This is a genomic window from Paenibacillus sp. JZ16 (assembly GCF_015326965.1).
Lineage (GTDB): Bacteria > Bacillota > Bacilli > Paenibacillales > Paenibacillaceae > Paenibacillus_AQ.
On record NZ_CP017659.1, the window covers coordinates 4,315,441 to 4,342,281 of the forward strand.

Sequence of the window (26,841 nt, forward strand, 5' to 3'; positions counted from 1 at the left end):
TATTCCCACCCGACAGTTCAAAAAAAACCCTGTATTCTTCTATTACCACAAACAGGGCGACTTAAGCGCGAAACATCTGTTTTTTCTAAAAAAAGATGGGAAAACTTGGGCCATCCGTATTTTAAAATACAAAATGCCTAGTGCCTTGTTCGATGCAAGTGCTTAACAGAAGCATTCAGACCTTCTAATGTCCCTATTGTACCACACGAACAGAGGTTCACGTCAGCTTTATTTGATAAAAACAAATGCCAAATTGAAGGCCATTTTAAGGGTCGGTACAATGACAGATTCTTCAATCCATAACAACGAATAACCCGGATGAACATATTAACCTTGTATACGTAACAGACGACCAAACGGTTCCATTATGAAGGGATTTTCTTCAATGGTCCAACTTCTTCTCTTCCGGCATATCTGCTATCCCTAACCGCCTGCTACCCTCGTTCGCGCATTCCCCCTTAACATACTACCGGACAATTGTGTAAAGAAAATGGCAAAGCCGTCGGTCTTTCATGACGAAGTCGATCCCGTTTGAACCGCAACGTTTAAGGGATCTCCGGCAACCCACACATCATTCCTATTTGGATTCCCCGCAACTTATTCTTCCTACACCATCCATTGAAAAAATACTTCCAGCCTCCTTACGATTCGCTCCTACAGACAAGATCGGCCTATCCCGTCTCGACTACTCGAATGCCTCGGTTCCATTCTCTTCAACTCTCCCTCATATTGAACTGGTTAGGTTATCCATTCATCTGTCGGTGCCCCGCAGGGAATGTTACGAAGGGGAAACTATTGCAAGGAGGGTTATGGGATGGCAAGAAGATCAAGACGGCGCCGGAGTCCCGAAATGCAGCAGTTCATGACCGACGTCATGCGGAACGAAGGCTATCAAGTGGATCCGCAGAGACAGCAGGACGTCAAATATGAGGTGGCCAAGTCACTCGGCGTCCCCCTTAAACCGGGCGACAACAGAGACCTGACCACCGAGCAGGCCGGTAAAGTCGGCGGTGCGATTGGCGGTTCCATGGTTCGGGAGATGGTGCGCATGGCACAAGAGAGTCTCAGCAAGCGTTAGAACGAGCCTCGTCTCTCGGAACTCAGTATCCCTTAAACAGCAAAACAGCCTCACGTCATAGTTCCCTATGATCGTGGGGCTGTTTTAGTTATGCCTATATATTGATAACTAATATAAAATTGCTCAAGAAGGAATGCTTCATTGGTAAAAATATCGTTATCTAAACTCCCTGTGCGTACGGTGTATGTCCAGGGCATGCCTTGGATGGCTGTCGACCCTATGTCTATTCGCCGACCTTATCCCAAGGGGTCGGGCGGTCATAATACGTATCACACAATTTAAACTCGCTATCCTTGAAGAAGCAGCCGCGGTCCTCCATCGTATCGCGGACGGTCATTCTCGCCAGCTCCATCATGTTGTGATCCAGGCTGAGATGGGCCAGATACGTTCGTTTGGTATCCCCCGTCAGCAGCTCGCTTAAGGCATCGCCTGCCGAATTATTCGACAAATGTCCCATATCGCCGAGAATCCGGCGTTTGGTATTCCACGGATAGCGTCCCATCCGAAGCATCTCGATATCGTGATTGGCTTCCAGCACTAGGACATCCGATCCATCCAGCGCTTTCTTCACCTTATCGCTGACATAACCGAGGTCCGTCGCGACGCCCAGCTTCTCGTCGCCGTCATAGAAGCAATAACCGACCGGTGCCGCAGCGTCATGGGATATTTCAAAAGGCTCCACCCGCAGTGTGCCAAAATCCTTGACCTCATGACTCTCCAGCACAATCCGGTTCTCTTCCGCAATCTTGCCCAGCGACTTGCTCATCGCTTCCCATGTTTTCTCATTCGCGTAGATCGGCAGATTGTATTTGCGCGCCACCGCGCCAAGCCCCCGGATATGATCCGAATGCTCATGCGTGACCAGGATCCCGTCGATTTCTTCCCCCATCATTTCGCGTTCCTTCAACAACTCATCGATGCGCCGTGCACTTAAGCCCGCATCAATCAACAGTGTCGTATCCTCATTGCGGACAATGGTCGCATTGCCCGTTGAGCCGCTCGACAGCACGGAAAATGAAATCCCCATAGTCTTGTTACTCCTTTGTCGTATCGCTTTTTGGCGTCAGCACGTCCCCACTGATGCCTTGTACATAGATCATCTCGCCATGATCCAATGTAAACCGCCAGGTTGGCGCTGCTAGCTGATCCTCCGTATTAAACAACTGTCCATAATAGCCCAGCTGAATGTCCCTTACCGCCGAATCAGGCGGGATGAAGTTACGTTCAATGAGCGTTTCCAAAGCCTTGGATGCGGGCAGAACCTTTTGTTCCTCCATATCGTCGGTTGGCATAATCTCAAACACCGGCTCCCGGTACGCATGGATCTTCTGGGATTCGTAAATGAACTCCAGCTCCACATTGAACAGCGGCCATTCCTTCTGCACTAGCGGCCGGAAGACGATGATATTCTCTTTATCCGACTGCGGATCGTGGCGATAATTCCCGAGATCCTTGATCTTGCCCTCCAGCGCATTCCGCAATTCCTTCTCATCGGCATAAATCAGCTCCGTGTCAATGGGCTGCTCCAGCCCTACCGGCCCTCCCTGCGCTTCCGCGCTGTAGATATAATTAATCTTGGGAAGCTGCGGCGTTTCCGTCGGAATCGGACTCAGCAATTGAATCCTATTCTCCTCAATCACCTGCTGCGTGCTCTCGGAAAGCGAGGTGAAATCCAGATTGGAGCCGACCTGCTCGCGGTAATCCATCCAGAGCTGATAGCCCAGCACCAGATTCAGCAGCAAAAACGCGTAAATCAATACATTTTTGGCACGGCCCCAATCCATGATGTCCCCTCCTTATAATACAATAACGATCTCTATCATTATTCGAGTGTGATAACTGACCCGTTCTGGAGCTCCAAGGCCCATACTGGCTTTAGCAGCAGTCCTTCTCCCGTTAGGACCGGTAAATAGGCGGGATCCAGACCTATAACCACATTCTTTCCCTCCATATAAGGCTTCAGCTTCGCTTCCAGGGCCTCGCCCCCTGTCAGTTTCACCATCTGTTTCTTCAAGGCAGCAGACTCAAGATATAACAGCGAGCGCTCATACGAGGTTACCGTTCCCTGCTGTAGATCCAATTCCATGACGCCATACTGGAAGCCCGGTGTATCCAGGATCGGGAATCCGCCATAGTACTGCTGGAATTTCACCAGCGTACGATCCTCGGATTCCCCCGCCTTAGCCAGCCTGTACGTGCCATTCCAGCCCCCGTGCTGATTCACGAAATCGATGGCCGACAGCACATCCTTACCGGGGCTGCTCTCACCGGATGGCGGCGCAGCCGGATCGGTATAACTGATCCATTTTTGCCCCTGATCCACCTGCAGGCTCCGCTTACTGTCCGTATAAATCTCGGAGCCGTCTTTTTCCCGGATATTGCGCGTGATGCTAGGGTCAAAGAACAGGCTGCGCTGCATCTGCTCTACCGTATATTCGCCAATGGGCAGTTCAATGCTGACCATATTCAGTTCCTTCGCCGGGGTATAATACCGGCCATCCACCATCTTATACGGCGTCCAGCTCAGCCCGAAGTCCACCAGCTGATCCACATCCTGGACGGTCAAATCCGCCTGGGCGGCTTCATAGACCACATCGCCCTCCATGCTGAAAAACATGACATGGATCTTCGCTTCGCCTTCCACGCTGTACAGCCATATTTTATTGATGCTTTCCCCTTCAAACAGGGTGTCCGGGACGATCTGCATCACTCTTTGGAGCAGCGTAACCGGAATGCCCGAATCAAAGCTCAGCTCAATGCCCCGATTCTCGGAGCGAACCTTGGCCCAGTCGATGTTGCTGACCATCCGCCGCTGGAAATTATCAAAGGTCCGTCCTTTAAGCCTGTTATATACGAGATTGTAGAATGTATCGTTCGGATAGAACACCGTATGTTGGTCTTCGCCCAGATGAATGATCATCTTGTCGGGGAAGAGCAGATTCTCGGCCTTTTCCTCCGGGCCCATTTCCTCGGTTCGGATATAGGCGTTCTTGGATTGCACAACCGAATCACTGCCCGGAAAGCGGAAAATCAAAACGTAACTCTGCAGCAAACTGCCCACGACCAGCACAACCAACAGAATGGTCTTTAATCGCTCCTTCACGTTAATGCCCTCCCCTCGTTATCCAGGGGCAAGGTGAAGGTCACCGTGGTGCCTTTCTCCAGCTCGGATTGAAGCGTAATAAAGCCTCCATGTGCCCTGACAATTTCCCGGGCAATGGATAATCCGAGGCCTGTCCCGCCTAAATTGCGCGTTCGGGCCTTATCCACCCGGTAGAAGCGCTCGAAGATCCGATCCAGATCCTTCTTCGGAATGCCGATCCCGGTATCCTTTACCGATAAGGACAGCATGCCATCCTCCGTTATGCTTGCATCCATGGTGATAGTGCCTCCGTCTGGCGTATATTTAAGGGCATTGGATATCAGGTTATCGAGAACCTGATCAATGCCATCCCGGTCCAGCATAGCTGTCGATACGCCCGGTTTCACCTCAATAATGGTACGGATACGCTTTTGCTTCATTTGAAAAGAGAACCGATCCTCAACGTCCTCCAGCATCTCCACAATGTCCGTTGGTTCCTTATGCAGGGCAGCCTCCTTGGAATCAAGCCGTGACAGATGCAGCAGGTCCGTTACCAGCCGGATCATCCGGCCGGTCTCATTCTGGATGACGCCGACAAATCGCGGCCCCATCTGTTTATCCTCCAGCGCCCCATCTTCCAGCGCTTCGGTATAACTCTTGATGGTGGTCAGCGGCGTGCGCAGCTCATGGGATACATTCGCCACGAACTCTCGCCGTGATGCTTCCAGCTTCTCCTGCTCGGTAACGTCTTGCAGCACTGCAATCGTACCGGTGATGCCGATTTCCCGCCGATGAATCGGAGTAAAGGTCACACGCATCATGAACGGTTCGCTGCCCTCGCGCGGCACAATCTCCAGCAGCTTGGAATCATGCCCTTCGCTGCGCGCCAGCGCCTCCGATTCGGACTCCTCAAGACCCAGCAGGGAAACGATATCGTGTCCTGCCAGCTCTTCTCCCTCCACGCCCAGCATTTCCCCGGCGCGCCGATTCATCAGAATGACGCGTCCCGCTTCATCGGTTGCGATAACGCCGTCACTCATATTGGTTAGAATCGATGCCAGCTTCTCTTTCTCTTCTTCGTTCTGCGAGAGGGCTTCGCGCAAACGGCTGGTCATATAGTTGAACGCCTGGCTGAGCTGGCCGATCTCATCGCTGCCGAACACCGGCGTTTTCTCGGTAAACCGGCCGTCCGCGACGGCCCGGGCATGCTTGGTCAGCTCCTTGATCGGGTTGGTGATCGTATGCGACAGGATGACGCCAAGCACCGCCGTCAAGCCAAGGGCCAAGAGAATGCCCGATATAAAAATATTGTTGATCCGCTGCATCGTGCTGTACAGCTCGCTCATGCTGGCTACGATATAAATGGCGCCGACGATTTTCTCGTTGTACATGACGGGCTTGGCCACCACTTTTTTGCGGATGTTATCATCATCGATAATATACTCTTCATTATCCTGTATACCCTGCAATGCCCGGCTGACAACTGTCTGTGTGTTCTTCGTGTTCACGTAATCGGCATGGGAGGGCAGCGAGGTTGTCAGTACCCGTCCGGTGGAATCCAGTACCTGAATCTCGGCTCCGTTCAGATTGAACAGATTGTTCACCATGACGCGCAAGCTCTCATACGGGTCCTCCTCCGTAACATTCTCGCCGCCAAGGGTCTTGGCCGCCAGAACCGACATCAGCTCTGCGCGTTCCTGCAAGTCCTTCGTGAAATTGCTGGTCAGCGAGTTCTTCATCGCACTGACAAAATACACCCCGATCAGCTGCATCGCGATCAGTATGAGAAGGACATATATAATGATGACCTTCGCCTGAATGGTGCGGAAGAAGGACAGCCACTTCATTACAGGCCTCCGTTTTTAGCGCTGCGCATCAGGTAGCCCAGTCCGCGCCGAGTCAGGATATATTCCGGCTTGCTCGGATTCTCTTCAATCTTCTCGCGAAGTCGGCGAATGGTAACATCCACGGTCCGCACATCGCCAAAGTATTCAAAACCCCATACCGCCTGCAGCAAATGTTCACGAGTCATCACTTTACCGGCATTACGGGCCAAATAATACACCAATTCGTATTCGCGGTGCGTCAGATCGAGCGCTTCCCCGCTTTTATATACCATGTACATATCGGTATCAATGAACAGCTCAAACAGCCGCAGGCCTTGTCCGCCTGCACTTGTGCCGCCTGTGTTATCCGCTGAGTTGTCCGGCTTTTGCTGACGGCGCAGATGCGCCTTCACGCGTGCCAATATTTCTCTGGTGCTGAACGGCTTCGTCACGTAATCATCCGCGCCAAGCTCAAGTCCAAGCACCTTGTCAATCTCCCCGTCCTTTGCCGTCAGCATGATGATCGGGATCTGCAGGTTCGCGGCACGTACCTCGCGGCACACATCCATTCCGTCTTTTCCGGGCAGCATCAAATCAAGCAGCATTAAATCCGGCCGCTTCGTAAGCGCAATCTCCACCGCGCTAATGCCATCAAAAGCGCAGATGACCTCATAGCCCTCTTTTTCCAAGTTAAACTTTAAAATATCGGCGATGGGTTGTTCGTCATCCACCACCAGAATGGTTCCCTGCATTGTCCTGTTCACCTCATACCTTCACATAAAGAGGATGTTCAAAAAGTCCCCCTTCGAACTCACACATAAACGGTCTTCTTCTCATTTTACCACACCTGCCGCCGCTACACACCCACCGCTCCCGTTCTGTCCCACCCACACCGCCTCCCAACGGCCTACCCGATTCAGGGGGCGGCCTACCCGCTTCCGCAGCGGAAGGCACGGGGATGGATTCGACAGATAAGGGAAAACCTCCGGCAGCAGCGAGCGGTGTCATTCGGAGAGCGGCAGCGATCGCCTTTGGATTCGGAAAATCTCAGCTTACGCAACATTCTTATTTTCCGAATTCAACAGCGACGGAGAAGGATACCGCTTGCGCCCCCACTGCAGCTATTTCCCGTTCTGTCCCACATCCCCATTGCATCCACCTGTTTTAGACGCAAAGATGGCCGCCCCCGTTAAGGAGCGGCCATCTTCACTATTATGATATATGAACCAATAATGGCTTATGTCGCATTGGTTTATCAAGTATAACACAGAACTACAGATAATTCATCGGATTTTGAGCAACTCCATTTTTTTGCACTTCGAAATGGAGATGAGTTCCAGTAGAACGGCCCGTATTGCCCATGACGCCCAGCTTGGAGCCTTGTCCAACGGATTGTCCGTTGCTTACGGAAATCCTGCTCATATGTCCATACAGGGTGCGGTATCCATTGCCGTGATCGACAATGACGACATTGCCGTAACCGCTCTGCTGACCGGCGAAGACCACTCTGCCCGAAGCGGCTGCCATAATCGTGCTCCCGCCAACCATATCGACACCTTCGTGGCTTCTTCCCCAACGATGACCGTAGGAGCTCGTAATACGCGCCCCGCTGACCGGCCATGCGAACATGCTGCCGCTGGATTTCTGGGTCACCGTTGCCGCTTTTTTCTTCGGCGCCACCTTGGTGCCTTTATACACCACTTCCGGCAGGGATTCCTGAATCACCTGTTGGCCTGTCCATTGCTTAGAGATGACCTTGCCGTTCTCTTTGGTTACGATGTAGTCCACGGTTTTGACGCCATCCCGCCCGGGACGAACGACCTTTCGTTTCCCCAGTGGAAGCTCGCTGCTCTTGCGGACAATCGTTTCCGGCTTGCTTGGCTGCTTCTCCGACACCGCCTCCACCGTTCTTACCGTCAGCGGTGCTTCCGGTTTCGTTACCTGCAGCTCGGCCCCGATCTGCACGTATTTCTCCTCCAGCCCGGGATTCAGCGCCATGACGTCAGCAGACTTCATGCCAAAATGCTGCGCAATTGAGGAGATCGTATCTCCCTCTTTCACCGTGTATACCACCGGCTTGTCCTTCGTGCCCGTAAGCACTTTAACCGCTTCTTCTACGTCTAGCACCTTGTTCGGGTCAGCCTTTGTGTTGGCAAGCGAGATCTTCTCCTTAATATCCACGGACTGGAGCCCGCTTCCGTCATCGCTCTTCTTGCTCGATGCCGATGCCGACGTCTTCGTGAAAGCGACCCTCTGAGTCTTCTCCTCCTGGGCAGCTGCCGGAGCGAACTTCAGCTTGGCCGCTTCGACGGCAGCTTTGGCCGCCTGCTGATCCTTCACGATGGCAACTGTCTTGCCGTTCACCTTCAGTTCCACGCCGCGGGCATATGCCTTCAGCATGTTATCCAGCTTTTGGAGAGTCTCCTCGCTGTTCACCTCTGGTTTAAAGGAACGATCAGCCTTCGTTGTAATGCCGTCGGTGTGAAGCACCATAAGTACGTCAGGGTGCTCCTGCTGATACTCCTTTTGCTTCTCTTTGAGCAGCTGGTCAAGCTGGGCATCATCTTGAATGGTACCGATGGCTTTTCCATCTACGTACACATGATAGAACGGAACCGTATTCGCGTTCACATACGCTTTTCCGCCCGTATATATCGATCCTGCTATGAGCAATGCCCCTGCCGATATCCAAATCCACCTGCGCGGTGAAGTCCATCCCCGTTTTTGTGGATTCGACGGCTCCGAGGGCTCTCGATTCGAGTTGTTGTTGTGGGCAGAATGATCGGCTGCTTGCTTGCGCAAGAGGCTGTCCATCCACCGTTTCCCCTTAGAACCTTTCATGTCTCTCTCCTTTAAGCCTTGTTCATATGTAAGAATCTGTTCATTTGAACTCGCTGACTTAGTATTGATTATGACACAACCTGTCAAAAGGTATCAAAATTTTAACCTTTTCGATCTTCGTATACTTTAACATAGCCATTACAATCATTTCAAGTTTACGAAAACAGCGAAAAACCCGCGCTGGGCGCGGGTTTCCTGATTTTCCCTAATATATAACCACCGCAAGTCAGTGACAAAACAGTGACAGAACGGGCCTGATAACCGTTATACCGTTATTCTTTAAGCATGGTGATCAGTTTATCGAATTCCTCGGCATTCAAATATTTGGATATGCCCTGCTCGATGTCCGCAAGTTCCGCTGCAGTCAGTCCGTCCTCCATCGCCGCAGAGATCTTCTGCATTTCCGATTGGGGTAGTTTATTCATCAGCAGGGTAAAAATCTCTTCCTTCTCTTCTGTTGGCAAACTGTCCTTCCGATCCACAATTTCCCCCGGCGTCATCACAATCTCCTGATCTTCCAGCGAGGAATCGTCAGGCTGCTCTGTCGTGTTCGTACCCATTACTGGCAAGGAATTATCAGGTACCTCTTCATCAGCTGGCGGCTCACCCGTCGTTCCCGCCGGGTTCGAATTCGCCTCGTCATCCTCTTGTTCCTCTCCATTACGATCCAAGCCGCTCCCTGGCGTTGGTTCATCGGACGTAGCATTCTTATCTTCTGCCCTATTGTTATCCTCCGCGGGGTTGGCACTGCCGACATCCGGCTTGGTGCCGGAGCCCATACCGAGCATCGACTTCATGATACCTCCAATCCCCATCGGCTCCGTCTCCAACTGAATGTTAAAACTGGACAACACCGATTGAATATAGGCATTGACCACGATGCCTGTTGTCACAATCGTGAGCGTGCTCACCAGGATGGCGGTCAAGCTAACTTTCAGCAGCCATTTCGTCCACTTCATCCGTATTCCTCCTTCCTCCTACATGCTCTGAAATGACATGGCGATGATTGCTTTCTTTTTCCAGTATTGACGGCTCGGAATCGCTTCAATCCTCTTTCCCTCATTTTTTCTACCTCCATTTGATATATTTCATGATTCCGTTAGTTTTCGGCCCCATTCCCAAATGAAAAAACCGGAACCATCCCTAGCAACCTAGTAGATGAATCCGGTTTTTATTATGCTGGATCGTGTGCCTTGTCCAGCTCTCAAGAAGGCCACACGCCTCATTGACTTCGTATGGCTTCTGTCCCCCCTACATTGATTTGACTGCATATACCCGCTGCCTTTAGCCCCAATTCCAAATTATCAGCGTGCTGTCCTCTATGTCTCTCTCCATTATAGGGTGGATGGACAACTGGCTAAGGGATAATATTCTTCAAATGAAGGGACAAATTCTTCCACATTTAGGCATCAATGTTATCGCAGGATGCGTTCTGGTTTCCACCTTCTTTGCCAAAAAGAAAAACCCGCCGATACTATCATCGGCAGGTTCATAGACCTATCTAATCGTTGAAGTTGAACTTCTAGTCTCTCTACTCTTGGTCCAACGCTAGATTATTTCTCGTAAATCGGAAGCACTTGATTCGTCTGCTCCCGGTTGCGGCCTACAGAGAAGATGGCAATCGGAATGCCGGTCAGCTCGGATACGCGCTCTACGTAGCGGCGGGTGTTCTCCGGCAGATCCTCCAGCGTTTTGGCGCCGGTAATGTCTTCACTCCAGCCTGGCAGCTCTTCATAGATCGCTTCGCACTCTGCAAGCATTTTCAGGCTTGCTGGGTAATGCGTAATCTCTTCACCGCGGAATTTATATGCGGTACAGATCTTAACGGTCTCAAGACCGCTCAGCACATCCAGCGAGTTCAAGGACAAGCCGGTAATTCCGCTCACGCGGCGGGCATGGCGCACAACTACGCTATCGAACCAGCCTACACGGCGAGCGCGTCCGGTTACCGTGCCGTATTCATGTCCTTTTTCCCGAATATACGCCCCAATTTCATTGTCCAGCTCCGTTGGGAAAGGTCCATCCCCTACACGGGTCGTATAGGATTTAGCCACACCGATCACCTGCTGAATCTTCGATGGTCCCACACCGGAGCCGATACATACACCACCGGCAGAAGGATTCGAAGACGTAACGAACGGGTACGTACCTTGGTCGATGTCCAGCATGACGCCCTGCGCGCCTTCGAACAATACTTTTTGATTCTCATCGATCGCATCATTCAGGATGACGGAAGTGTCACGCACATATTTACGAATGATTTCGGTGTATTCCAGGTATTGCGTTAAAATTTCTTCAACATCGAGTGCTTCCCCGCCATACACCTGGGTAATGACTTGATTCTTCTCCTGCACCAGATGGCGAAGCCTCAGTTCGAACTCTTCAGCATCCATCAGATCTGCGATCCGGATGCCGTTACGTGCAGCTTTATCCATATAGCAAGGGCCGATCCCCTTGCGGGTTGTACCGATTTTGTTCGGACCCTTGCGGTCCTCTTCCAGAGCATCCAATACCATATGATAAGGCATGATAACATGAGCACGATCACTGATTACCAGATTATCCGTGCTGAACCCGTTATCATGAATATAATTAATCTCTTCAATAAGTGCAGCCGGGTTAACGACCATACCGTTTCCGATCACACAGGTTTTATCTTTATAGAATACTCCGGATGGAATCAAGCTAAGCTTGAATTTTTTACCGTCAATCAGAATGGTGTGGCCGGCATTGTTGCCGCCTTGGTAACGGGCTACCACGTCAGCGCTTTCAGCTAAATAATCCGTGATTTTCCCTTTCCCTTCATCTCCCCATTGTGTTCCCACAACGACTACCGTTGACATATTCATTCCTCCGCTCGGGCTGTTACACCCTTAATATTTCGCGAAACACTGTGAAATAACCTTTACAAACTGATTAAATTTCAACCTCACTGCACTAAAGCAGCAATACCAGTGTAACAGTCCCCATTTTTAAAGTCAAATACAAAAACGAACAATCGCACATCAGTGTGTACGATTGTTCGGAATTAGGACAAGATTATCGAATGATTGCAGCATTATTCGAGGAACCGCCATAAGAAAAACGACTGTCGACGTACTTTCTCAGAAGACAGACCGCGGTTAGAGGAAGCTTTTCTTGCGATATCAGGAAGGCCCAAGCTTCGAAGATTATACTTGATATCTTAAGAAATGCCCTTTACTTACTACCAGCGGCAGATGTCTGCCTATACGGTTAACCTGTAACGCGTCATCCGGCAGCAAAGGCATCGGCATGCGTTCGTTCGTAATTGACGAATTTATTAAAGTTCTTCAGGAAGACCAGTTCCACCGTACCTACAGGACCGTTACGCTGTTTAGCAATGATGATCTCGATGATGTTCTTCTTCTCGGTTTCCTGATTGTAATAATCATCCCGGTACAAGAACGCAACGATATCGGCATCCTGCTCGATCGAACCGGATTCCCGAAGGTCACTCATCATCGGACGCTTGTCCTGACGCTGCTCCACGCCCCGGCTGAGCTGTGACAGCGCGATAACCGGCACTTCAAGCTCACGGGCAATTTGTTTAAGCGTACGCGAGATCTCGGATACCTCCTGCTGCCGGTTCTCCCCGGCCTTGCCGCGTCCATGAATGAGCTGGAGGTAATCGATCAGGATCATGCCAAGACCCTTCTCTTTTTTCAGACGACGGCACTTCGCACGAATATCGGCAACCGTAACACCCGGTGTATCATCAATGTAAATCTCGGCTTCCGACAGGGCTGCGATGCCCATCGTAAGCTTGGACCAATCCTCATCACCTTTGAAATCACCGTTACGCATGACCCCTGCATCCAGGTTAGCCTCCGCACAGATCATACGCTGTACGAGCTGCGGCGCTGACATCTCCAGACTGAAGATCGCCACGGTTTCTTTGGCACGAATGGCCACGTTCTGAGCAATATTCAATGCAAACGCGGTTTTACCTACGGAAGGACGGGCAGCTACGATGATCAAGTCGTTGCGCTGGAATCCACTTGTCATTTTGTCCAAGTCCACAAAACCGGATGGAATTCCCGTTGTATTCCCCCGGTTTTGATGGAGAACCTCCACCTTCTCGAATACTTCCATCAGCACGTCGCGGATCGCAATAAATCCGCTGCCCGTGCGTCGATTGGAAATTTCGAGAATGCGCCGCTCCGCCTCGCTGAGCATACCGGATACATCTTCTCCTCCGGTATATCCTTCACTGACAATCTGTGTTGCGGTGCGAATCAACCGCCGCAGCATCGATTTCTCTTCGATGATCTGGGCGTAATAATCCACGTTCGCAGCCGTCGGAACCGCATGGGCCAGCTTTGCTAAATAGCTGACACCACCGACCTCTTCCAGCTGCCCTTTATCTTGCAGGAGAGATGTAAGGGTCACCAGATCGATCGGTTGATTGCCTTCCCCGAGCTGCACCATAACTTCATAGATCATCTGATGCGTTTTGTCGTAGAAGTCCTCGGCCTGCACCCGCTCCATCGCTGTAATCAGCGCTTCACTTTGCAGCAGAATGGCACCCAGCACCGCCTGCTCTGCCTCAAGGTTCTGCGGGGGGACCCGATCGAAATAGAGTTCTCCTCCCATATTACTCCTCCGTAATTTGAACCTTGAGCGTCGCCTTGACGTCAGGGTGCAGCTTCACCGGAATCTGGGTAACACCCAGACTGCGGATCGGATCGCTAAGTTCAATTTTGCGTTTGTCGATTTTGATCTTCTGTCCTGCCAGCGCTTCAGCAATTTGTTTGCTGGTAATGGCGCCGAACAGTCGTCCGCCTTCTCCAGCCTTAGCTTTCAGGACAACCGTCATCTCTTCCAGCTTTTTGCCGAGCGCCTGTGCTTCTTCCTTCTCCTGAGCCTTGCGCTTCTCCTCGGAAGCCTGCTGCTGCTCCAGTGTTTTCATGTTGCCGTCGGTTGCCGGACGAGCGACCCCACGCGGAATCAGGAAGTTTGTTGCATATCCTTCCGAAACTTCCTTCACTTCACCTTTCTTGCCTTGACCCTTCATATCTTTTATGAAAATGACTTTCATTCAAATAACCCCTCTTTCGCTTCGATGTCCTTCAGTACTTCCATCAACTTCTCCTCGGCTTTCTCAGGCGTCGTATCCAGTTGTACTGCGGCGTTCGTTAAATGTCCGCCTCCCCCGAGACGTTCCATAATCATCTGAACATTCATCTTGCCCATGGAGCGGGCGCTAATGCCAATCTTGCCGTCTGTGCGTTCGCTTATGACAAACGATGCCTGCACATCCGTCATATTCAGCAGCATATCCGCCACTTGAGCGATCAATAGCTGCGGCATGGGCTCCCCGCTCTTCGAAACCGCAATGGCGATATGGTCATATACCATTCTAGCATGTTTCACGATTTCTGCCTTCGCTATAAATTCTGTCAGATCTTCCTTGAGTACCCGCTGAATCATCATTGTATCGGCTCCGTGACGACGCAGGAAACCGGCAGCCTCGAACGTTCTCGATCCCGTGTGGAGGGCAAAATGCTTCGTATCCACCGTGATCCCCGCCAATAAGGCCGTTGCCTCAACCGGCGTAAGGGATACCCGTTCGTGAATATACTGCAGCACCTCCGTAACCAGCTCGCAGGTTGATGAGGCATACGGTTCAAGATAGATCAGCACCGCATCGTTAATAAACTCTTCTCCGCGCCGGTGATGATCCATTACAACGACCCGGCTTGCGCGATGAACCAGCCGCGGCTCCATCGTCATGGAGGCTTTATGCGTATCAACCACAACGAGCAATGTGTGCTCTGTCATGATCTGCATCGCTTGTTCGGTGGAGATGAATCGGTTCATCAAGGCTTCGTCCTTCCGGACCTCTTCCATCAGCCTCGATATGGACGGATTCATGCCCTCCATCACGATATAAGCCTCCACTTTATACATCTGAGCTGCTTTCAACACGCCGATTGCAGCGCCGACCACGTCCATATCCGGCAGCTTATGACCCATGATGATCACTTTGTCGCTCTCCTGCATCAAATCGCGCAGCGCATGGGAGATTACGCGTGCTCTTACGCGCGTCCGTTTCTCCACTGCATTGGATTTACCGCCATAGAAGGAGAGCCTCTGGCCCGCTTTGACAGCTGCCTGATCTCCGCCGCGGCCCAGTGCCATATCCAAACTGGATTGTGCCAACTGCCCAAGCTCCGTGATGTCGTCTGAACCGAAAGCAAGACCAACGCTTAGCGTCAGCGGTACCTTCAGATCGGCGGTCATCTCCCGGACTTCATCCAAGATGAGAAAGCGGCTGTTCTCCAGCGCATCAAGCGACCTGTGGTTGAGCATCATCAAATAACGGTCCGAGGAAAGTCTCCGCAAATAGACGTTAAATTCACGCGCCCAATCGGTAATCTCACTGGTTACCTTCGCAATCAGTGCCGTTCGCTGTTGATCATCCATCCCCTGCGAGGCTTCATCGATGTTATCCATCATGATAATGCCCAAGGCCAATCGCTCATCCTCATACCGCTGCCTTAGCACGGCCAGCTCGGTAATCTCATCCAGATAGATTAATCGCTCATCCGGAATGACCGTTGCTCCATAGAACTTATCCTCGTGGGAGATCTCCAGACGAATTTCTTTCGGCAGCTTCTCCTTGTTATCCTTCTTCTCTTCAGCTTCCTTTATCGCGACAACCAGCTGGGGAAACAGTTCCTCTAAGGATGCGCCGACCAACGACTGCTGCGGAAACATATTGACCACGAATTGGTTATGCCACTCCACGGTCTTGTCCTCGCTGTACAGGACAATGCCAAATGGCAGCACGCTGACCGCTTCGCCTTCGACCCGCTGAATCCGAAATGACAGATCCCCAATATAATCGACCAGCTCGCGGCGGAATTTCATCTCCGTCTTTAGCATGGCATAGCCGCCTGCCACCGCAAGCAGCAGACCGACCAGCCCCAGAATGGTATTGTAGAACGACAGAAATATAACAAGCAGAAGCACCAGCGCAAACGCCCAGACGGTATGATAGCCGTGCCAGCGCTTCTGCAGAAATTTAGGCATGACTCATCACCCTATCTTTTGGTTTTACTAAACGCCTGACGAAGTGGAAATGCCAGGTCCAGGATTCCGATGATCATAGCCGGCGGGAACAGCACAATCGGTATAGCCGTCAAAAGCGGTACAATCGGATGCCACTTCCGTTCGTGAGTGAGATAGTAGAAGAACCCTAGCGCTTGAATCATGAAGCAGATCTGCAGCAAAGGCGTAGCGTTTGCCACGATCATCTTCATGAAGGTATTGTCCGAATTAACGGTTGCTATGTTGATGAAGAAGATGAGCAAGTAGTACCAGATCAGGGAACGCGGCAGCATCCATTCTCTAGCCGGCTTCAGGCGCGGCACGGTCAAGCCCATACTGCCCAATGTAGGACGAGCCAAAGCATGGGTTACCACCGTCATGAGGAATGAGCTGATAATCATCGCAAATGGAACCAAGCGCATCGTTTGATCTTTTATTAACTGTGTATCGAGTTCGGTGCCAAGGAACTGTCCTCCCAGGCCTCCTTCTACACCCATCTCCGTGAGCGGAGCCGTCGTCATCTTCACAATCTCATCCACATACTCCGACAGATTTAACTGGAAGAAGGCGGTACTGATCATGAGCAGAAGAAGCATTTCCACCAGCATGACTGCCATGCCATACTTCAATACCTGCATAGCTGCCTTCCGCTTCCGGTACAAATACCCCATGACAATCCCCGGAACGGCAAAATAGATCGCAAATAACACATAAATAGGGTGAATCAGAAGCGCGATCAGCCACACTGGCACCACATGCATGATAAATGATTTTGTATTCAAGGCCGTAAACAGAATCGCAACCGGTAGAACTAACAAGAAAGCCGTTACGATCGAAAAGGGTGTGAGTAATGATAGCAGCAGAAGCAAATAAATAACGCTCCATACCGCCGTAGTCCAGCGCAGTTTCAATATGTTCACCTCTTACGCAAATGTTCTTCGAGCGCGGAAATATCCTGGTACCAATCTTCCAGCTGATGTCCTTCCTGCTTATGCTTTTTCAATTTCTCTAACAAGAGATCGTCCAAATCCCGATAGGTCAAGCCGAGCCTTCGGCCCAGTATGTATGAGCTCATCATCAGGCTTACCAAACTGTCTCCAACCTTTGTAGTGCTGCCTTCCCATAGAGCTTTGAATAAGCGGGATACATTGTCAATTACTTCGGTTTTGAGCCATTCAATCACTTTGGCACGTTTAGCTACATCCAAGTCCTTCGGCATATTTGGCATATCCATCTCTCCCTGAAAACAGCTTTATTCTCCATTATAGCATAAAAAAAAGCCGCCCACACAAAGGCCCATGCCCCCCGTCCATCCTTAGTCCCAGTTCGCACTCGGTAACCCACCTTCTCTTTGTGCTCCAATCGGGCCCCGGTTATTCCTCCCCGCTTTTTCGCTGCAGCTCGTTTCGATAAAAACAGGGCGTGTTACCCAGATTGTCATCGTGGTCCCACGCCCTTGTTATTTTCAAGCCTGCTTGATTATGATGCCCCGTGGGACTCCATCGTCTCCTTGGAGACAATTCGTTCACAGTACTCTATGATGAGGCTTCTGCGTACAATTCCGATAAAGCGGTTCATATCATCCACGACAGGTACAAAGTTCTGCACCTTGGCCAGATTAATCAGATCCTCCATCCGGGCGTCAATCGACACCGGCTTGATATCCATACGAAAAGGAACATCCTTCAACAAAAATTTCGAAGCGTTCTCAAAAGTGATTTTGCCTTCCGAATTCTTCATATGCCATAACAGGTCACCTTCCGTTACAGTCCCTGCGTACTGACCGTTCTTATCCAGTACGGGCACGGCTGTATATCGGTGAAACTCCATCCGTTCCAGCGTCTGCCTGAGCGTAGAATCCAGTGTTAAACAGATCACTTCCTGCTTCGGTAACAGAAAAAAAGCGATATTCATAATGAATTATCCTCCTTATGACTCCAACCTCTGAAGTCATGTTAAGTAACCTTCCTGATTTAAAGCCTAGGTATGCAGGTTACTCCTTCCCCTATCCATACTCATACATACGTTAACTTCGCCATTCTGATTCCTTATATAGGGCACAAAATCAGCAGCCATCCGACTGCTGATTGAGATGAAGCAACGTACTATGACATCATCCGGGTGTACCGGTGTTTATTTATTTCAACTTTTGCTTCTCAGCATCTTTGGGCTGCAGCAGTTGATCAGCCGGCGTATCGGGGTTCATCCAGTTGTCAATTAGATCCCGGGCTTCCTGCACGTCTTCCATGTCGGGCTCGTTATAATAGACGCCGCCAATTTTCATGCCTTCCCCCATGATCGTATAGCTGGTCATATCCACTTTGCCACCGGTCAGCATCTGTTTCGCCAGGTCAATAATGAACTTAGGCTGCATATCGGTCTGGAAATTATCACCCATGATCTCAATCAATTCAGGCACCTTGCCGATCTGATCAAGCTTCATCACCCGCTTGGCCGCTACGTCCAAAAACACTTGCTGTCTCTTCGCACGATTAAAGTCGCTGTCCTCCCGATAACGGACGTAATTCAATGCTTCTTCACCGTTATAAATCGGTTTGTTGGCTTCAATCGTGAATTTCTCATGGTCTCTACCTTTATTGACGATATCCTTGCCGATCGGCAGCTCCACGCCCCCAATGGCATCAACAACATCCTTCAAGCCCTGAAAATTAATGGAAGCATAATAATCAAGTTCTTCTTCGAAAAATGCCTCCATCGTATCTTTGGCCATTTGATGACCGCCAAATGCAAACGCGTGGTTAATCTTATCTTTCTTGTCCTTACCGATAATATCGACATACGTGTCCCTTGGAACCGAAATTAAGAGCACTTTGGACTCCATGGGACGCACAACCGCATAGATCAACGTGTCCGAACGCGCAGGTTCATCCTCACGCTGGTCACTCCCGAGCAGCATAACCGAGAACGGCTCGCTCTGAAGTACGACAGGTTCAGGTGTCTTGTCGCTCTGGAGCGGTTTATACGATTTCTGTAATGATTCCTCTACATCCTTTGCCATAAACAGATCAAATGCAACAACCGCTAGCTGCGTTCTGAACAAAAATGCGGTTGAGCCAAGCAGTATGACCAAAGCAAGAGTAATATATATTGATTTCCTCTTCATGAGTTCAATTCCTTCTTTATTATAAAATAAATGAATAGATAAGTCAGATCGTTAAAGGTCCTTGCTTGCACCCCAAGCTACTTGGCTCCCCCTCCTCTCCTTATTAAACGGGAACTCCTCCCGTTGACTCACTTCATATCAGTAGGTCAGTTCACACATCATCTATTGTAAACCAGATTATTGTCAAATGTGAACCCTTCACCGGCAGTTCTATAAATCTACCAAATCTTCAGCGATCTGCTAAACAGGTCTCTTATCTTGCGTAAGAGCGGCTGAGATCCCCGAATATTGAAACCAGTCATCCAGCCGCTCTCTCCATGTTAACGTTTTGGCGAATCCGTAGTCAAATAGCTTTCGCGTCTCTTCAAATCTTGCTTCTTTGGACTCGGTACCCATGACAACGGCAACAAGCCGACTGCCTTGTTTCTCCGCAGTACCCGTGAAGCAGTATCCTGCGTTCGCTGTATACCCTGTCTTTAATCCGTCAGTGCCTTCATAGGAATAAGGACCTCCTACCGATGGCAGCATCCAATTGGTGTTGCTTAAATATAAATTCCGTCCGCTGATCTTGGTTTGGGTCTTGCTGGAGGTGCTAAGAATATCCGGGTGGCTTCGAATCAAATGTGCTGCCAGCTTGGCCGTATCCTCTGCGGTCATCGCCGTTTCTCCATCCGATGACCAGGCTTGATCGTTGGCTGTGTTTCGCTCGACTCCCGACGCATTCACGAATCGTGTCGCGCTGGATAAGCCAATCTCTTTTGCCTTGGCATTCATTTTTCGGACAAACGCTTCCTCGGAGCCTGCAAAATGCTCGGCAAGCGCTACGGCCGCATCATTGGCCGAATAAACCGTTATGCTCTGGAACAATTCGCGTACCGTCACGATTTCGCCGGATTTCAAGGCGATTTTAACGCCGCTTACGTCACTTGCGGTATCGCTTATCTTGACTTCATCGTCCCAGGATCGGTTCCCGGTTTTAATATCATCCAGAATAACCAACTCGGTCATCAACTTGGACATGCTTGCAGGCGGTAAGGGTACATCGCCATTTTCGCTGAGCAAAATACGCCCGGTGTTTAAATCCATCAAGACAACCGCTCGCGCGTCCACCTTCGGTTTAAATCCCGCTCGTTCTATATTTCCTATGACAACCGCCCCAATCGGGACGATTATTAACAATATCATGACCAGCCAAAGCCACCGTTTTTTCATAGAATTAGCCCTCCATAATAATAGACGGATAAAAAGGGCTTTTGGTCTGCTTTTTTTCGAAAATTTTATTTAGGAATTTTTGTAAAATGGTCCGTTGGTCCTCTGAAATGAAAAAGACCCCCACCCGTCCGCAGACGGAGGAAGTCCCTCTAGAAATTTTTATCTAATAATCGCTCTGGTTGCTGTCAGAAACTTTAGATACGAAGAGTCATATTAAGCGTAGTGGCAAGCAACGAAGTGATTGTTACCCATATCGCGATACTCTGGAATCTCCTGCTTGCACAGGTCTGAAGCCAGCGGACAGCGAGTATGGAACTTGCAGCCGGAAGGCGGGTTCGCCGGGCTTGGGATGTCTCCCTGCAGTACGATCCGATCGCGCTTCAGCGTTGGATCCGGTACTGGCACAGCCGATAGCAAGGCTTTTGTATAGGGATGCAGCGGGTTGCGGAACAATTCTTCCTTGCTGGCCATTTCCACCATCGATCCCAGATACATTACCCCAATTCGGTTGCACAAATGCTCTACAACACTGAGATCATGTGAAATGAACAAGTAAGTCAACTGTTTATCGCGCTGCAAATCACTAAGCAAGTTGATGATTTGCGCTTGAATCGATACATCCAGCGCGGAAACCGGCTCATCCGCTACAATAAAGTCTGGATTCAGAATCAATGCGCGGGCAATCCCGATCCGTTGACGCTGTCCACCGGAGAATTCATGCGGGTAACGATCATAATGATAGGCAGCAAGGCCGCAAATCTCAAGTGTTTCAATCACGCGATCCTTAAGATCCTTACGGTTCACTAAGCCATGGTCAATGAGTGCTTCGCCGATCGCTTCGCCAACCTTGATTCTTGGGTTCAGGGAGCTGAAAGGATCCTGAAACACGATCTGCATCTTCGGACGCAGTGCACGCATTTTCTCTTTGGACAAGGTATGGATATCCTGACCATTAAAGATAACCTTACCTTCCGTTTTCTCCAGCAGACGGAGAATGGTTCGGCCAATGGTGCTCTTGCCGCAGCCGGATTCACCTACAAGCCCGAAGGATTCACCTTTGTTAATGGAAAAGCTGACTCCGTCAACTGCTCTTACATTACCCACCGTCCGCTGCAATATGCCGCCGGTGATGGGAAAGTATTTCTTCAAACCATCGATTTCGATCAGTGCTTGACTCATTACGCTTTCCCCTCCTCTTCATACAACCAGCAAGCGACCTTATGGCCGTTAGGATCCGTACCGAGCGGAGGCGTCTTCTCTCTACAAATCTGCATGCATGATTCACAGCGATCATGGAAATGACAGTTGTCTCCAAGATCTACCGGATTGGGTACCTGCCCCGGAATCGAATACAGACGTTCCTGGGTCTGATTAATGATGGGCTTAGCTTTCAAAAGTCCCTTTGTATATGGATGCTTCGGCTGTTTGAAGAGCTCAATAACCGGGGCTTCTTCAATGACTTTTCCTGCATACATAACAACAACATAGTCCGCCATCTCCGCTACGACACCAAGGTCATGCGTAATCAGCATAATGGATGTATTCAACTTCCCCTTGATGTCGCGCATCAGATCCAAAATCTGGGCCTGAATCGTAACATCAAGCGCTGTTGTTGGCTCGTCAGCAATCAGAAGTTTGGGATTACAGCTAAGTGCAATCGCGATCATAATCCGTTGGCGCATACCGCCGCTGAGCTCATGCGGATAGGAGTCGAAAATCTTCTCCGCACGCGGTATTCCTACCAGATTGATGAGGTCGATGGCACGTTGTTTAGCTTCTTTGCGGTTTACGAGCTGATGCAGCAGAATCGGCTCTACAATCTGTTCCCCGATCGTTAATACCGGGTTCAGTGAGGTCATCGGTTCCTGGAAGATCATGGCGATATCGTTACCGCGAATCAAACTCATTTCGCGCTTGCTCATCTTCAACAGGTCCTTGCCTTCATATAGAATCTCTCCTCCTACTGGAGGTGTATCAATTAAACGCATAAGAGACATGGCTGTTACGCTTTTACCACAGCCCGACTCACCCACCACGCACAGTGTTTCACCCTCACGGATTTTGAAGCTTACATCGTCGACGGCTTTCACGGTGCCTGCGGAGGTTTGAAAATGCGTTTTTAAATTGCGGAATTCAACTAATTCTTTTGCCATATTCGCATCTCCTACTTCTTCATTTTCGGGTCAAGTGCGTCGCGAAGCCCGTCACCGATCAAGTTGATTGCAACTACGGTAACCAGAATACACATACCTGGCGGAATCCATAGCCATGGTCTCTTCCGGAAATCAATCAAGTTGTTTGCCGCAGAAATCATATTTCCCCAGGATGGTGTTGGTGGAACAACCCCAATTCCGAGAAAGCTTAGCGAAGATTCAAAAATAATCGCGCCTGCTACCCCTAAGGTTGCAGATACAATAATGATAGGAATCGTATTAGGAAGCAGATGGCGGAAAATCTTCCGACGATCTTTAAGACCTAAAGCTTCTGTTGCTTGCATGAACTCCTGCTCGCGGAGCCCCAAGATTTGACCACGTACGAGACGGGAGATGCTGCTCCAGCCCAACACACCGATAATCAACATCAAGAAATAGATACGATCCGTTGGCTCCACCTTCAGGTCTGACAATATCGCCCCCAGAATAATCAGGATCGGCAGCGTAGGCAATGCCATAAAAATATCAGCCACACGCATAATCAGCGTGTCCACCCATTTACGATAAAAACCCGCTAAAGCTCCCAAGGTTGCTCCGATGATGACCGAAATGCCTGTGGCAACAAGGCCAACCAAAAGGGATATTCGTCCAGCAAGCATCATACGCAGTAAAATATCTCGCCCAAGCTTATCGGTACCTAGCCAATACTTCGAGCTTGGGGGCAAATTCTTATCAGCCACACTGTAATCATATAAGGAATAAGGTGAAAAGAAAGGGCCAAAAAAGCACAGCAAAAACATAAATACAATTATGAAAAGTCCGATGACAGCGAGACGGTTTCTGGAAAAACGGCGAATCGCAATTCGCCATGGGGAATCCGGCCGCTTCTTCGGAACTGGTAGATTCGTTTTTAATGGTGCAGTCTCTGCGGACAAGTGAATCTCCTCCTACTTTAAGCGAATTCTTGGATCTGCAGCTCCATATAGAACGTCAGACAATAGGTTGCCCAGAAGTGTCAGTACGGATATGAATACTGTGAACCCAAGCATGAACGGATAGTCCCGCATATTGATCGATTCCAGATAGACTTGACCGACCCCGGGCCAGATGAAAATTTTCTCCATGATGATGGCTCCACCAAATAAAGATGGAAGCTCAAAGCCCATGAGAGTGATGGCAGGAAGCATGGCATTACGCAGCGCATGCTTGAAAATAACCGTACGTTCTTTCAATCCCTTTGCACGGGCTGTGCGGATGTAATCCTGACGGATAACCTCCAGCATGCTTGTACGGAAATACCGCGTCAAACTACCTGTGCTCAGCATCGTAAGCACGGTAACCGGTAAGAACATATGCCATGCAATATCGATCAGTTGATCCCATGTGCTTCCGTTCATTCCCGAAGTCTTCATACTGCCAACAGGGAACCATCCTAAATCCAAGGCAAGAAACTTGATAAGCAGGAGTCCGAGAAAGAAAGAAGGCAGTGACATACACAAGAAAACTAATAAAGTTATGATCTTATCAAACAATGAATACTGAAACTTCGCTGAGAACACGCCAGCAAAAGCAGCTATTATCCAACTCAATATTAAACTGAAAATAGCCACAAAAAAAGAATTCCATACGTAATTATTCATTACGGTTGTGACAGGTTGTTTGTGCACAAGGGAATCTCCGAGATTGCCCTTTAACATATTACCGACCCATGTAAGATAACGCTCAACAGGCGGCTTATCCAAACCATAAATTTCCCGAAGCTGAGCTGCTTTCTCAGCAGTCATCGTCGGGTTGTTCACTGCAGTGATATAATCACCTGGTACCAAAGATGATATTGCAAATATGAGAATCGAGATCCCGATCATGGTCGGGATGATCTGCAGCAGCCTCCGGATAATGTACTGCTTCATAATATTCCTCCCGGCTTATAAGTGCATATGCCCAGCTCTTGCGAGCTGAGCATATGTTTCTTGATGCTATTGTTGAATTTCTGCTTTGTACAGGTCAATTGCGAAATCTTTGTACGGTGTGATGTCAATGCCGTTCAATCTGGAGTTGATTGCCCATGCATCACGTCTTTGGTAAATCGGAAGATCCGGAACGTCTTTATTCAGCACTTGATATGCTTCAGCATAAGCAGCTTTACGCTCTTCCAGATCAAAGGCGTTTAGACCTTTTTTCATAGCTGCATCATAGTCAGGGTTGGAATATCCGATGTCATTTTGCTGTCCATCTGTGATATATACCGTGGAGTCTGGATCTGGAGTCAAGCCCCATGCAGCAAAGAACATATCGAACTCGCCTTTATCCTTCTTATCCATGATTGCATTAAAGTCCAAAGTTTCAGCTGTCAACTTGATGCCCAGCTCTTGGTAGTTCTGTGTCATGACAGGAATCAAAGCATCAATTACCGGGTTGTCAGCAGTTGCCGAGAAATGAATCTCGAATTTCTTGCCGTCTTTCTCGCGGATGCCATCAGCACCTGGAGCCCATCCTGCTTCATCAAGAAGCTGCTTCGCTTTTTCCATATCAAACTCATACGGCTCAATACCTTCATTCGTGAAAGCCCATGATTCGCTGGACTGTGGAATGTTGATTACGTTAGCATATTGGCCATAGATAATTTCTACAACCTCAGCGCGGTTCAAACCATAAATCAATGCTTGACGAACTTTAGGGTCTTGGAACTTAGGATCTTTATGGTTCATCGCAACATAACCATAACCATTGGTTGGGAAGATGTTAATGTCCAAGAAGCCCATCTCTTTCAACGCTTCTACGTTATCTTCGTTAACAGTAACCATATCCATATCGATTTCACCGGATTGGAACATAGCCAATCTAGTTTCTTCGGTAGTTGTCTTGTATATTACGTTCTTAATTTTTGGTGCGCCCAAGAAGTAGTTCGGGTTAGCTTCCAATACAACCTCTTGTCCAGGAGAGAAGCTTTTCAGTACATATTGACCGCTACCAATTGGTTTAGCATGCAGATCTTTCATATATTCCAGGTTGCCTTGCTTGTAACCTTTTCCATAGTATGCTTCCGGTACAAAAGGAATCGTACCGAGATTATCTTTGGTCATGGCGTTTGCTTCGGTAACTTCGATTTCAATAGTATGGTCGTCAATGACTTTAATACCGGAGATATCTTTAGCTTTACCTTCGTTGTACTCTTTACCGCCTTTGATATGAACGGACATCAGATCGGATTGGCCGTCATAGCTGGAATCATGATAAACTTTCATAGCGAAAGCATAGTCTTTTACAGTAACCGGAGTGCCATCAGAATATGTCACGCCTGGCTTCAATTTGAATGTGTATTTCAATTTGTCTTCGGATACTTCCACGCTCTCAGCCAGGCGATTATTATAAGTTCCATCACCGTTCAGCGAGAAGAAAGAATCGAAAATTGCTTCTACAACATATTTGTCATATGCTGTTTGCCAGTAGAATGGGCTAAATACCCCTTTAGGCGCTGTCATACCAACAACGAGTGTGTCTTTACGTGCCAACGCATTCGCCGGATTAGCAGATGGATTTTCTGCCTCGAAGTAACCTTGGCTTTCGTCTCCAGTTTCAGCAGGCGGTTCTGTAGTATCTTTGTCGCCTTCAGCTGGTGGTGTTTGCTCCGTTTGCTCCCCTTGACTTGGCTGTTCTGCTGTTCCTCCGCTCGAACATGCAGCCAGTACCGTGATGGCCAAAAGCATGATTGCAAGCAGAAGTGACATTCTTTTCTTCATGCGAATCCTCCTCTTAAAAAATGTTGTTGCATTATAAATTATCAGGACGAATATTGAAATCATCCTTAAATAATTTCGAACAGAATTCTCGTTCTCCAGGATGTCATGGCATGATGTGAAATAAATTGAAAGTTTTACAGAAAATATACCATTGGTCAATTAGTGCCAAAGTCTCTAGCAAAATCTTCTTGCCTATAAAATTAATGTTATGATACGTGTAAATTTAGGTAACGTCAATTACTTTTTTTCATATTTCTCAAAAATCATGTTTTTAACGTCGTTTTTGAGGTTAATAATTAAGTTTATCTCCGTTGTATATCCTTAGTTTACTGAAAATGTATGTAATATCAAGATTTATTTACAATTTATAGCTATAATCACTTGTGGTTTAACAGTGTATATGTAATATTTTATTACACAATATCTAAAATTTCATCTACATCTTCATTGGTTGAGTTCTTTAAGTTATGTATATGTTATATTATTTTACGCATACTGCGATTGTCTTCCTTGATTACAACTAGAAACCATTTTTATGTAATATATTATCCTTACGATATGCTTCAATTCGGTATTAGATGACGTGTATTTATGGTTCTGCTTTCTCATAGTTTTACCTCCTACAGCGTTAACGCTTAAAAAAAGCAATCCAGGACTGTGGTCCGGATTGCTTTTATGTTGAATTCCATGTCAGATAAATCAACCTTGCTC

Annotated in this window: 22 protein-coding genes; 1 reads left to right on the top strand and 21 read right to left on the bottom strand. The window is 48.9% G+C overall.

The features are described 5' to 3' along the window. The first annotated feature begins 814 nt into the window (after nt 1-814). On the top strand, nt 815-1,078 hold the full coding sequence (locus BJP58_RS19605) for an alpha/beta-type small acid-soluble spore protein (RefSeq protein WP_194540257.1): 264 nt from the start codon (nt 815-817) through the stop codon (nt 1,076-1,078). Nucleotides 1,079-1,301: 223 nt separating this feature from the next. On the opposite strand, the gene BJP58_RS19610 is transcribed toward BJP58_RS19605, so the two are convergent. The 21 genes from BJP58_RS19610 to BJP58_RS19710 form a co-directional block, all read right to left on the bottom strand. Further along, entirely contained in the window at nt 1,302-2,105 is an 804-nt protein-coding gene (locus BJP58_RS19610; RefSeq protein ID WP_071219359.1) for an MBL fold metallo-hydrolase, read from the bottom strand. 7 nt (nt 2,106-2,112) lie between these two features. Then, nucleotides 2,113-2,862, bottom strand: coding sequence for a two-component system regulatory protein YycI (gene yycI / locus BJP58_RS19615; protein ID WP_071219358.1), 750 nt, complete (start codon nt 2,860-2,862; stop codon nt 2,113-2,115). A gap of 38 nt (nt 2,863-2,900) precedes the next feature. Further along, nucleotides 2,901-4,181, bottom strand: coding sequence for a YycH family regulatory protein (locus tag BJP58_RS19620; RefSeq protein ID WP_194540258.1), 1,281 nt, complete (start codon nt 4,179-4,181; stop codon nt 2,901-2,903). Further along, nucleotides 4,178-6,007: a cell wall metabolism sensor histidine kinase WalK gene (walK, locus tag BJP58_RS19625; RefSeq protein WP_194540259.1), complete on the bottom strand. Its 1,830-nt coding sequence runs from the start codon at nt 6,005-6,007 to the stop codon at nt 4,178-4,180. Before walK ends, BJP58_RS19620 begins: the two co-directional genes overlap by 4 nt. Beyond that, entirely contained in the window at nt 6,007-6,738 is a 732-nt protein-coding gene (gene yycF / locus BJP58_RS19630; RefSeq protein WP_071219355.1) for a response regulator YycF, read from the bottom strand. Before yycF ends, walK begins: the two co-directional genes overlap by 1 nt. 520 nt (nt 6,739-7,258) lie before the next feature. Further along, complete coding sequence (locus BJP58_RS19635; protein ID WP_194540260.1) at nt 7,259-8,827, bottom strand: M23 family metallopeptidase; 1,569 nt, start codon at nt 8,825-8,827, stop codon at nt 7,259-7,261. A gap of 272 nt (nt 8,828-9,099) precedes the next feature. Further along, nucleotides 9,100-9,786: a hypothetical protein gene (locus tag BJP58_RS19640; protein ID WP_194540261.1), complete on the bottom strand. Its 687-nt coding sequence runs from the start codon at nt 9,784-9,786 to the stop codon at nt 9,100-9,102. 594 nt (nt 9,787-10,380) lie between these two features. Further along, nucleotides 10,381-11,670, bottom strand: coding sequence for an adenylosuccinate synthase (locus BJP58_RS19645; RefSeq protein WP_194540262.1), 1,290 nt, complete (start codon nt 11,668-11,670; stop codon nt 10,381-10,383). A 406-nt stretch (nt 11,671-12,076) separates the two neighbouring features. Continuing rightward, nucleotides 12,077-13,441, bottom strand: coding sequence for a replicative DNA helicase (dnaB, locus tag BJP58_RS19650; protein ID WP_071219350.1), 1,365 nt, complete (start codon nt 13,439-13,441; stop codon nt 12,077-12,079). Between the two features lies 1 nt (nt 13,442). After that, nucleotides 13,443-13,886 (bottom strand): 50S ribosomal protein L9, encoded by a 444-nt coding sequence (rplI, locus tag BJP58_RS19655; protein ID WP_071219349.1) that lies wholly within the window; start codon nt 13,884-13,886, stop codon nt 13,443-13,445. Further along, nucleotides 13,883-15,883: a DHH family phosphoesterase gene (locus BJP58_RS19660; RefSeq protein WP_194540263.1), complete on the bottom strand. Its 2,001-nt coding sequence runs from the start codon at nt 15,881-15,883 to the stop codon at nt 13,883-13,885. The genes rplI and BJP58_RS19660 overlap by 4 nt, the downstream gene beginning before the upstream one ends. A gap of 11 nt (nt 15,884-15,894) precedes the next feature. Next, complete coding sequence (locus tag BJP58_RS19665; RefSeq protein ID WP_194540264.1) at nt 15,895-16,812, bottom strand: DUF2232 domain-containing protein; 918 nt, start codon at nt 16,810-16,812, stop codon at nt 15,895-15,897. 5 nt (nt 16,813-16,817) lie between these two features. Next, nucleotides 16,818-17,120, bottom strand: a complete 303-nt coding sequence (locus BJP58_RS19670) for a MazG-like family protein (protein ID WP_174819218.1) — start codon at nt 17,118-17,120, stop codon at nt 16,818-16,820. 260 nt (nt 17,121-17,380) lie between these two features. After that, nucleotides 17,381-17,815 (bottom strand): CBS domain-containing protein, encoded by a 435-nt coding sequence (locus BJP58_RS19675; RefSeq protein ID WP_071219346.1) that lies wholly within the window; start codon nt 17,813-17,815, stop codon nt 17,381-17,383. A gap of 223 nt (nt 17,816-18,038) precedes the next feature. Further along, the gene (locus BJP58_RS19680; RefSeq protein ID WP_071219345.1) at nt 18,039-19,025 is read right to left on the bottom strand and encodes an LCP family protein; all 987 of its coding nucleotides are present in this window, start codon (nt 19,023-19,025) and stop codon (nt 18,039-18,041) included. Nucleotides 19,026-19,265: 240 nt separating this feature from the next. Then, nucleotides 19,266-20,237 (bottom strand): D-alanyl-D-alanine carboxypeptidase family protein, encoded by a 972-nt coding sequence (locus tag BJP58_RS19685; RefSeq protein ID WP_194540265.1) that lies wholly within the window; start codon nt 20,235-20,237, stop codon nt 19,266-19,268. A gap of 213 nt (nt 20,238-20,450) precedes the next feature. After that, entirely contained in the window at nt 20,451-21,416 is a 966-nt protein-coding gene (locus BJP58_RS19690) for an ABC transporter ATP-binding protein (protein ID WP_071219343.1), read from the bottom strand. Next, nucleotides 21,416-22,390: an ABC transporter ATP-binding protein gene (locus BJP58_RS19695; protein WP_071219342.1), complete on the bottom strand. Its 975-nt coding sequence runs from the start codon at nt 22,388-22,390 to the stop codon at nt 21,416-21,418. The genes BJP58_RS19690 and BJP58_RS19695 overlap by 1 nt, the downstream gene beginning before the upstream one ends. An 11-nt stretch (nt 22,391-22,401) precedes the next feature. Continuing rightward, a complete protein-coding gene (gene opp4C / locus BJP58_RS19700; protein WP_194540266.1) occupies nt 22,402-23,325 on the bottom strand; it encodes an oligopeptide ABC transporter permease in 924 nt (307 codons plus the stop codon). A gap of 12 nt (nt 23,326-23,337) precedes the next feature. Then, complete coding sequence (locus BJP58_RS19705) at nt 23,338-24,300, bottom strand: ABC transporter permease (protein WP_194540267.1); 963 nt, start codon at nt 24,298-24,300, stop codon at nt 23,338-23,340. Between the two features lie 66 nt (nt 24,301-24,366). Beyond that, the gene (locus tag BJP58_RS19710) at nt 24,367-26,130 is read right to left on the bottom strand and encodes an ABC transporter substrate-binding protein (protein ID WP_194540268.1); all 1,764 of its coding nucleotides are present in this window, start codon (nt 26,128-26,130) and stop codon (nt 24,367-24,369) included. Nucleotides 26,131-26,841: the final 711 nt, after the last annotated feature.

Coding starts and splice junctions, on each gene's coding strand:
- BJP58_RS19610 (WP_071219359.1), bottom strand. CDS start 2,105: ATGGGGATTTCATTTTCCGTGCTGTCGAGCGGCTCAACGGGCAATGCG.
- yycI (WP_071219358.1), bottom strand. CDS start 2,862: ATGGATTGGGGCCGTGCCAAAAATGTATTGATTTACGCGTTTTTGCTG.
- dnaB (WP_071219350.1), bottom strand. CDS start 13,441: ATGGGAGGAGAACTCTATTTCGATCGGGTCCCCCCGCAGAACCTTGAG.
- BJP58_RS19680 (WP_071219345.1), bottom strand. CDS start 19,025: ATGAAGAGGAAATCAATATATATTACTCTTGCTTTGGTCATACTGCTT.
- BJP58_RS19645 (WP_194540262.1), bottom strand. CDS start 11,670: ATGTCAACGGTAGTCGTTGTGGGAACACAATGGGGAGATGAAGGGAAA.
- BJP58_RS19640 (WP_194540261.1), bottom strand. CDS start 9,786: ATGAAGTGGACGAAATGGCTGCTGAAAGTTAGCTTGACCGCCATCCTG.
- BJP58_RS19705 (WP_194540267.1), bottom strand. CDS start 24,300: ATGAAGCAGTACATTATCCGGAGGCTGCTGCAGATCATCCCGACCATG.
- BJP58_RS19710 (WP_194540268.1), bottom strand. CDS start 26,130: ATGAAGAAAAGAATGTCACTTCTGCTTGCAATCATGCTTTTGGCCATC.
- walK (WP_194540259.1), bottom strand. CDS start 6,007: ATGAAGTGGCTGTCCTTCTTCCGCACCATTCAGGCGAAGGTCATCATT.
- BJP58_RS19670 (WP_174819218.1), bottom strand. CDS start 17,120: ATGCCGAAGGACTTGGATGTAGCTAAACGTGCCAAAGTGATTGAATGG.
- BJP58_RS19690 (WP_071219343.1), bottom strand. CDS start 21,416: ATGAGTCAAGCACTGATCGAAATCGATGGTTTGAAGAAATACTTTCCC.
- BJP58_RS19675 (WP_071219346.1), bottom strand. CDS start 17,815: ATGAATATCGCTTTTTTTCTGTTACCGAAGCAGGAAGTGATCTGTTTA.
- yycF (WP_071219355.1), bottom strand. CDS start 6,738: ATGCAGGGAACCATTCTGGTGGTGGATGACGAACAACCCATCGCCGAT.
- BJP58_RS19635 (WP_194540260.1), bottom strand. CDS start 8,827: ATGAAAGGTTCTAAGGGGAAACGGTGGATGGACAGCCTCTTGCGCAAG.
- rplI (WP_071219349.1), bottom strand. CDS start 13,886: ATGAAAGTCATTTTCATAAAAGATATGAAGGGTCAAGGCAAGAAAGGT.
- BJP58_RS19695 (WP_071219342.1), bottom strand. CDS start 22,390: ATGGCAAAAGAATTAGTTGAATTCCGCAATTTAAAAACGCATTTTCAA.
- BJP58_RS19660 (WP_194540263.1), bottom strand. CDS start 15,883: ATGCCTAAATTTCTGCAGAAGCGCTGGCACGGCTATCATACCGTCTGG.
- BJP58_RS19605 (WP_194540257.1), top strand. CDS start 815: ATGGCAAGAAGATCAAGACGGCGCCGGAGTCCCGAAATGCAGCAGTTC.
- BJP58_RS19685 (WP_194540265.1), bottom strand. CDS start 20,237: ATGAAAAAACGGTGGCTTTGGCTGGTCATGATATTGTTAATAATCGTC.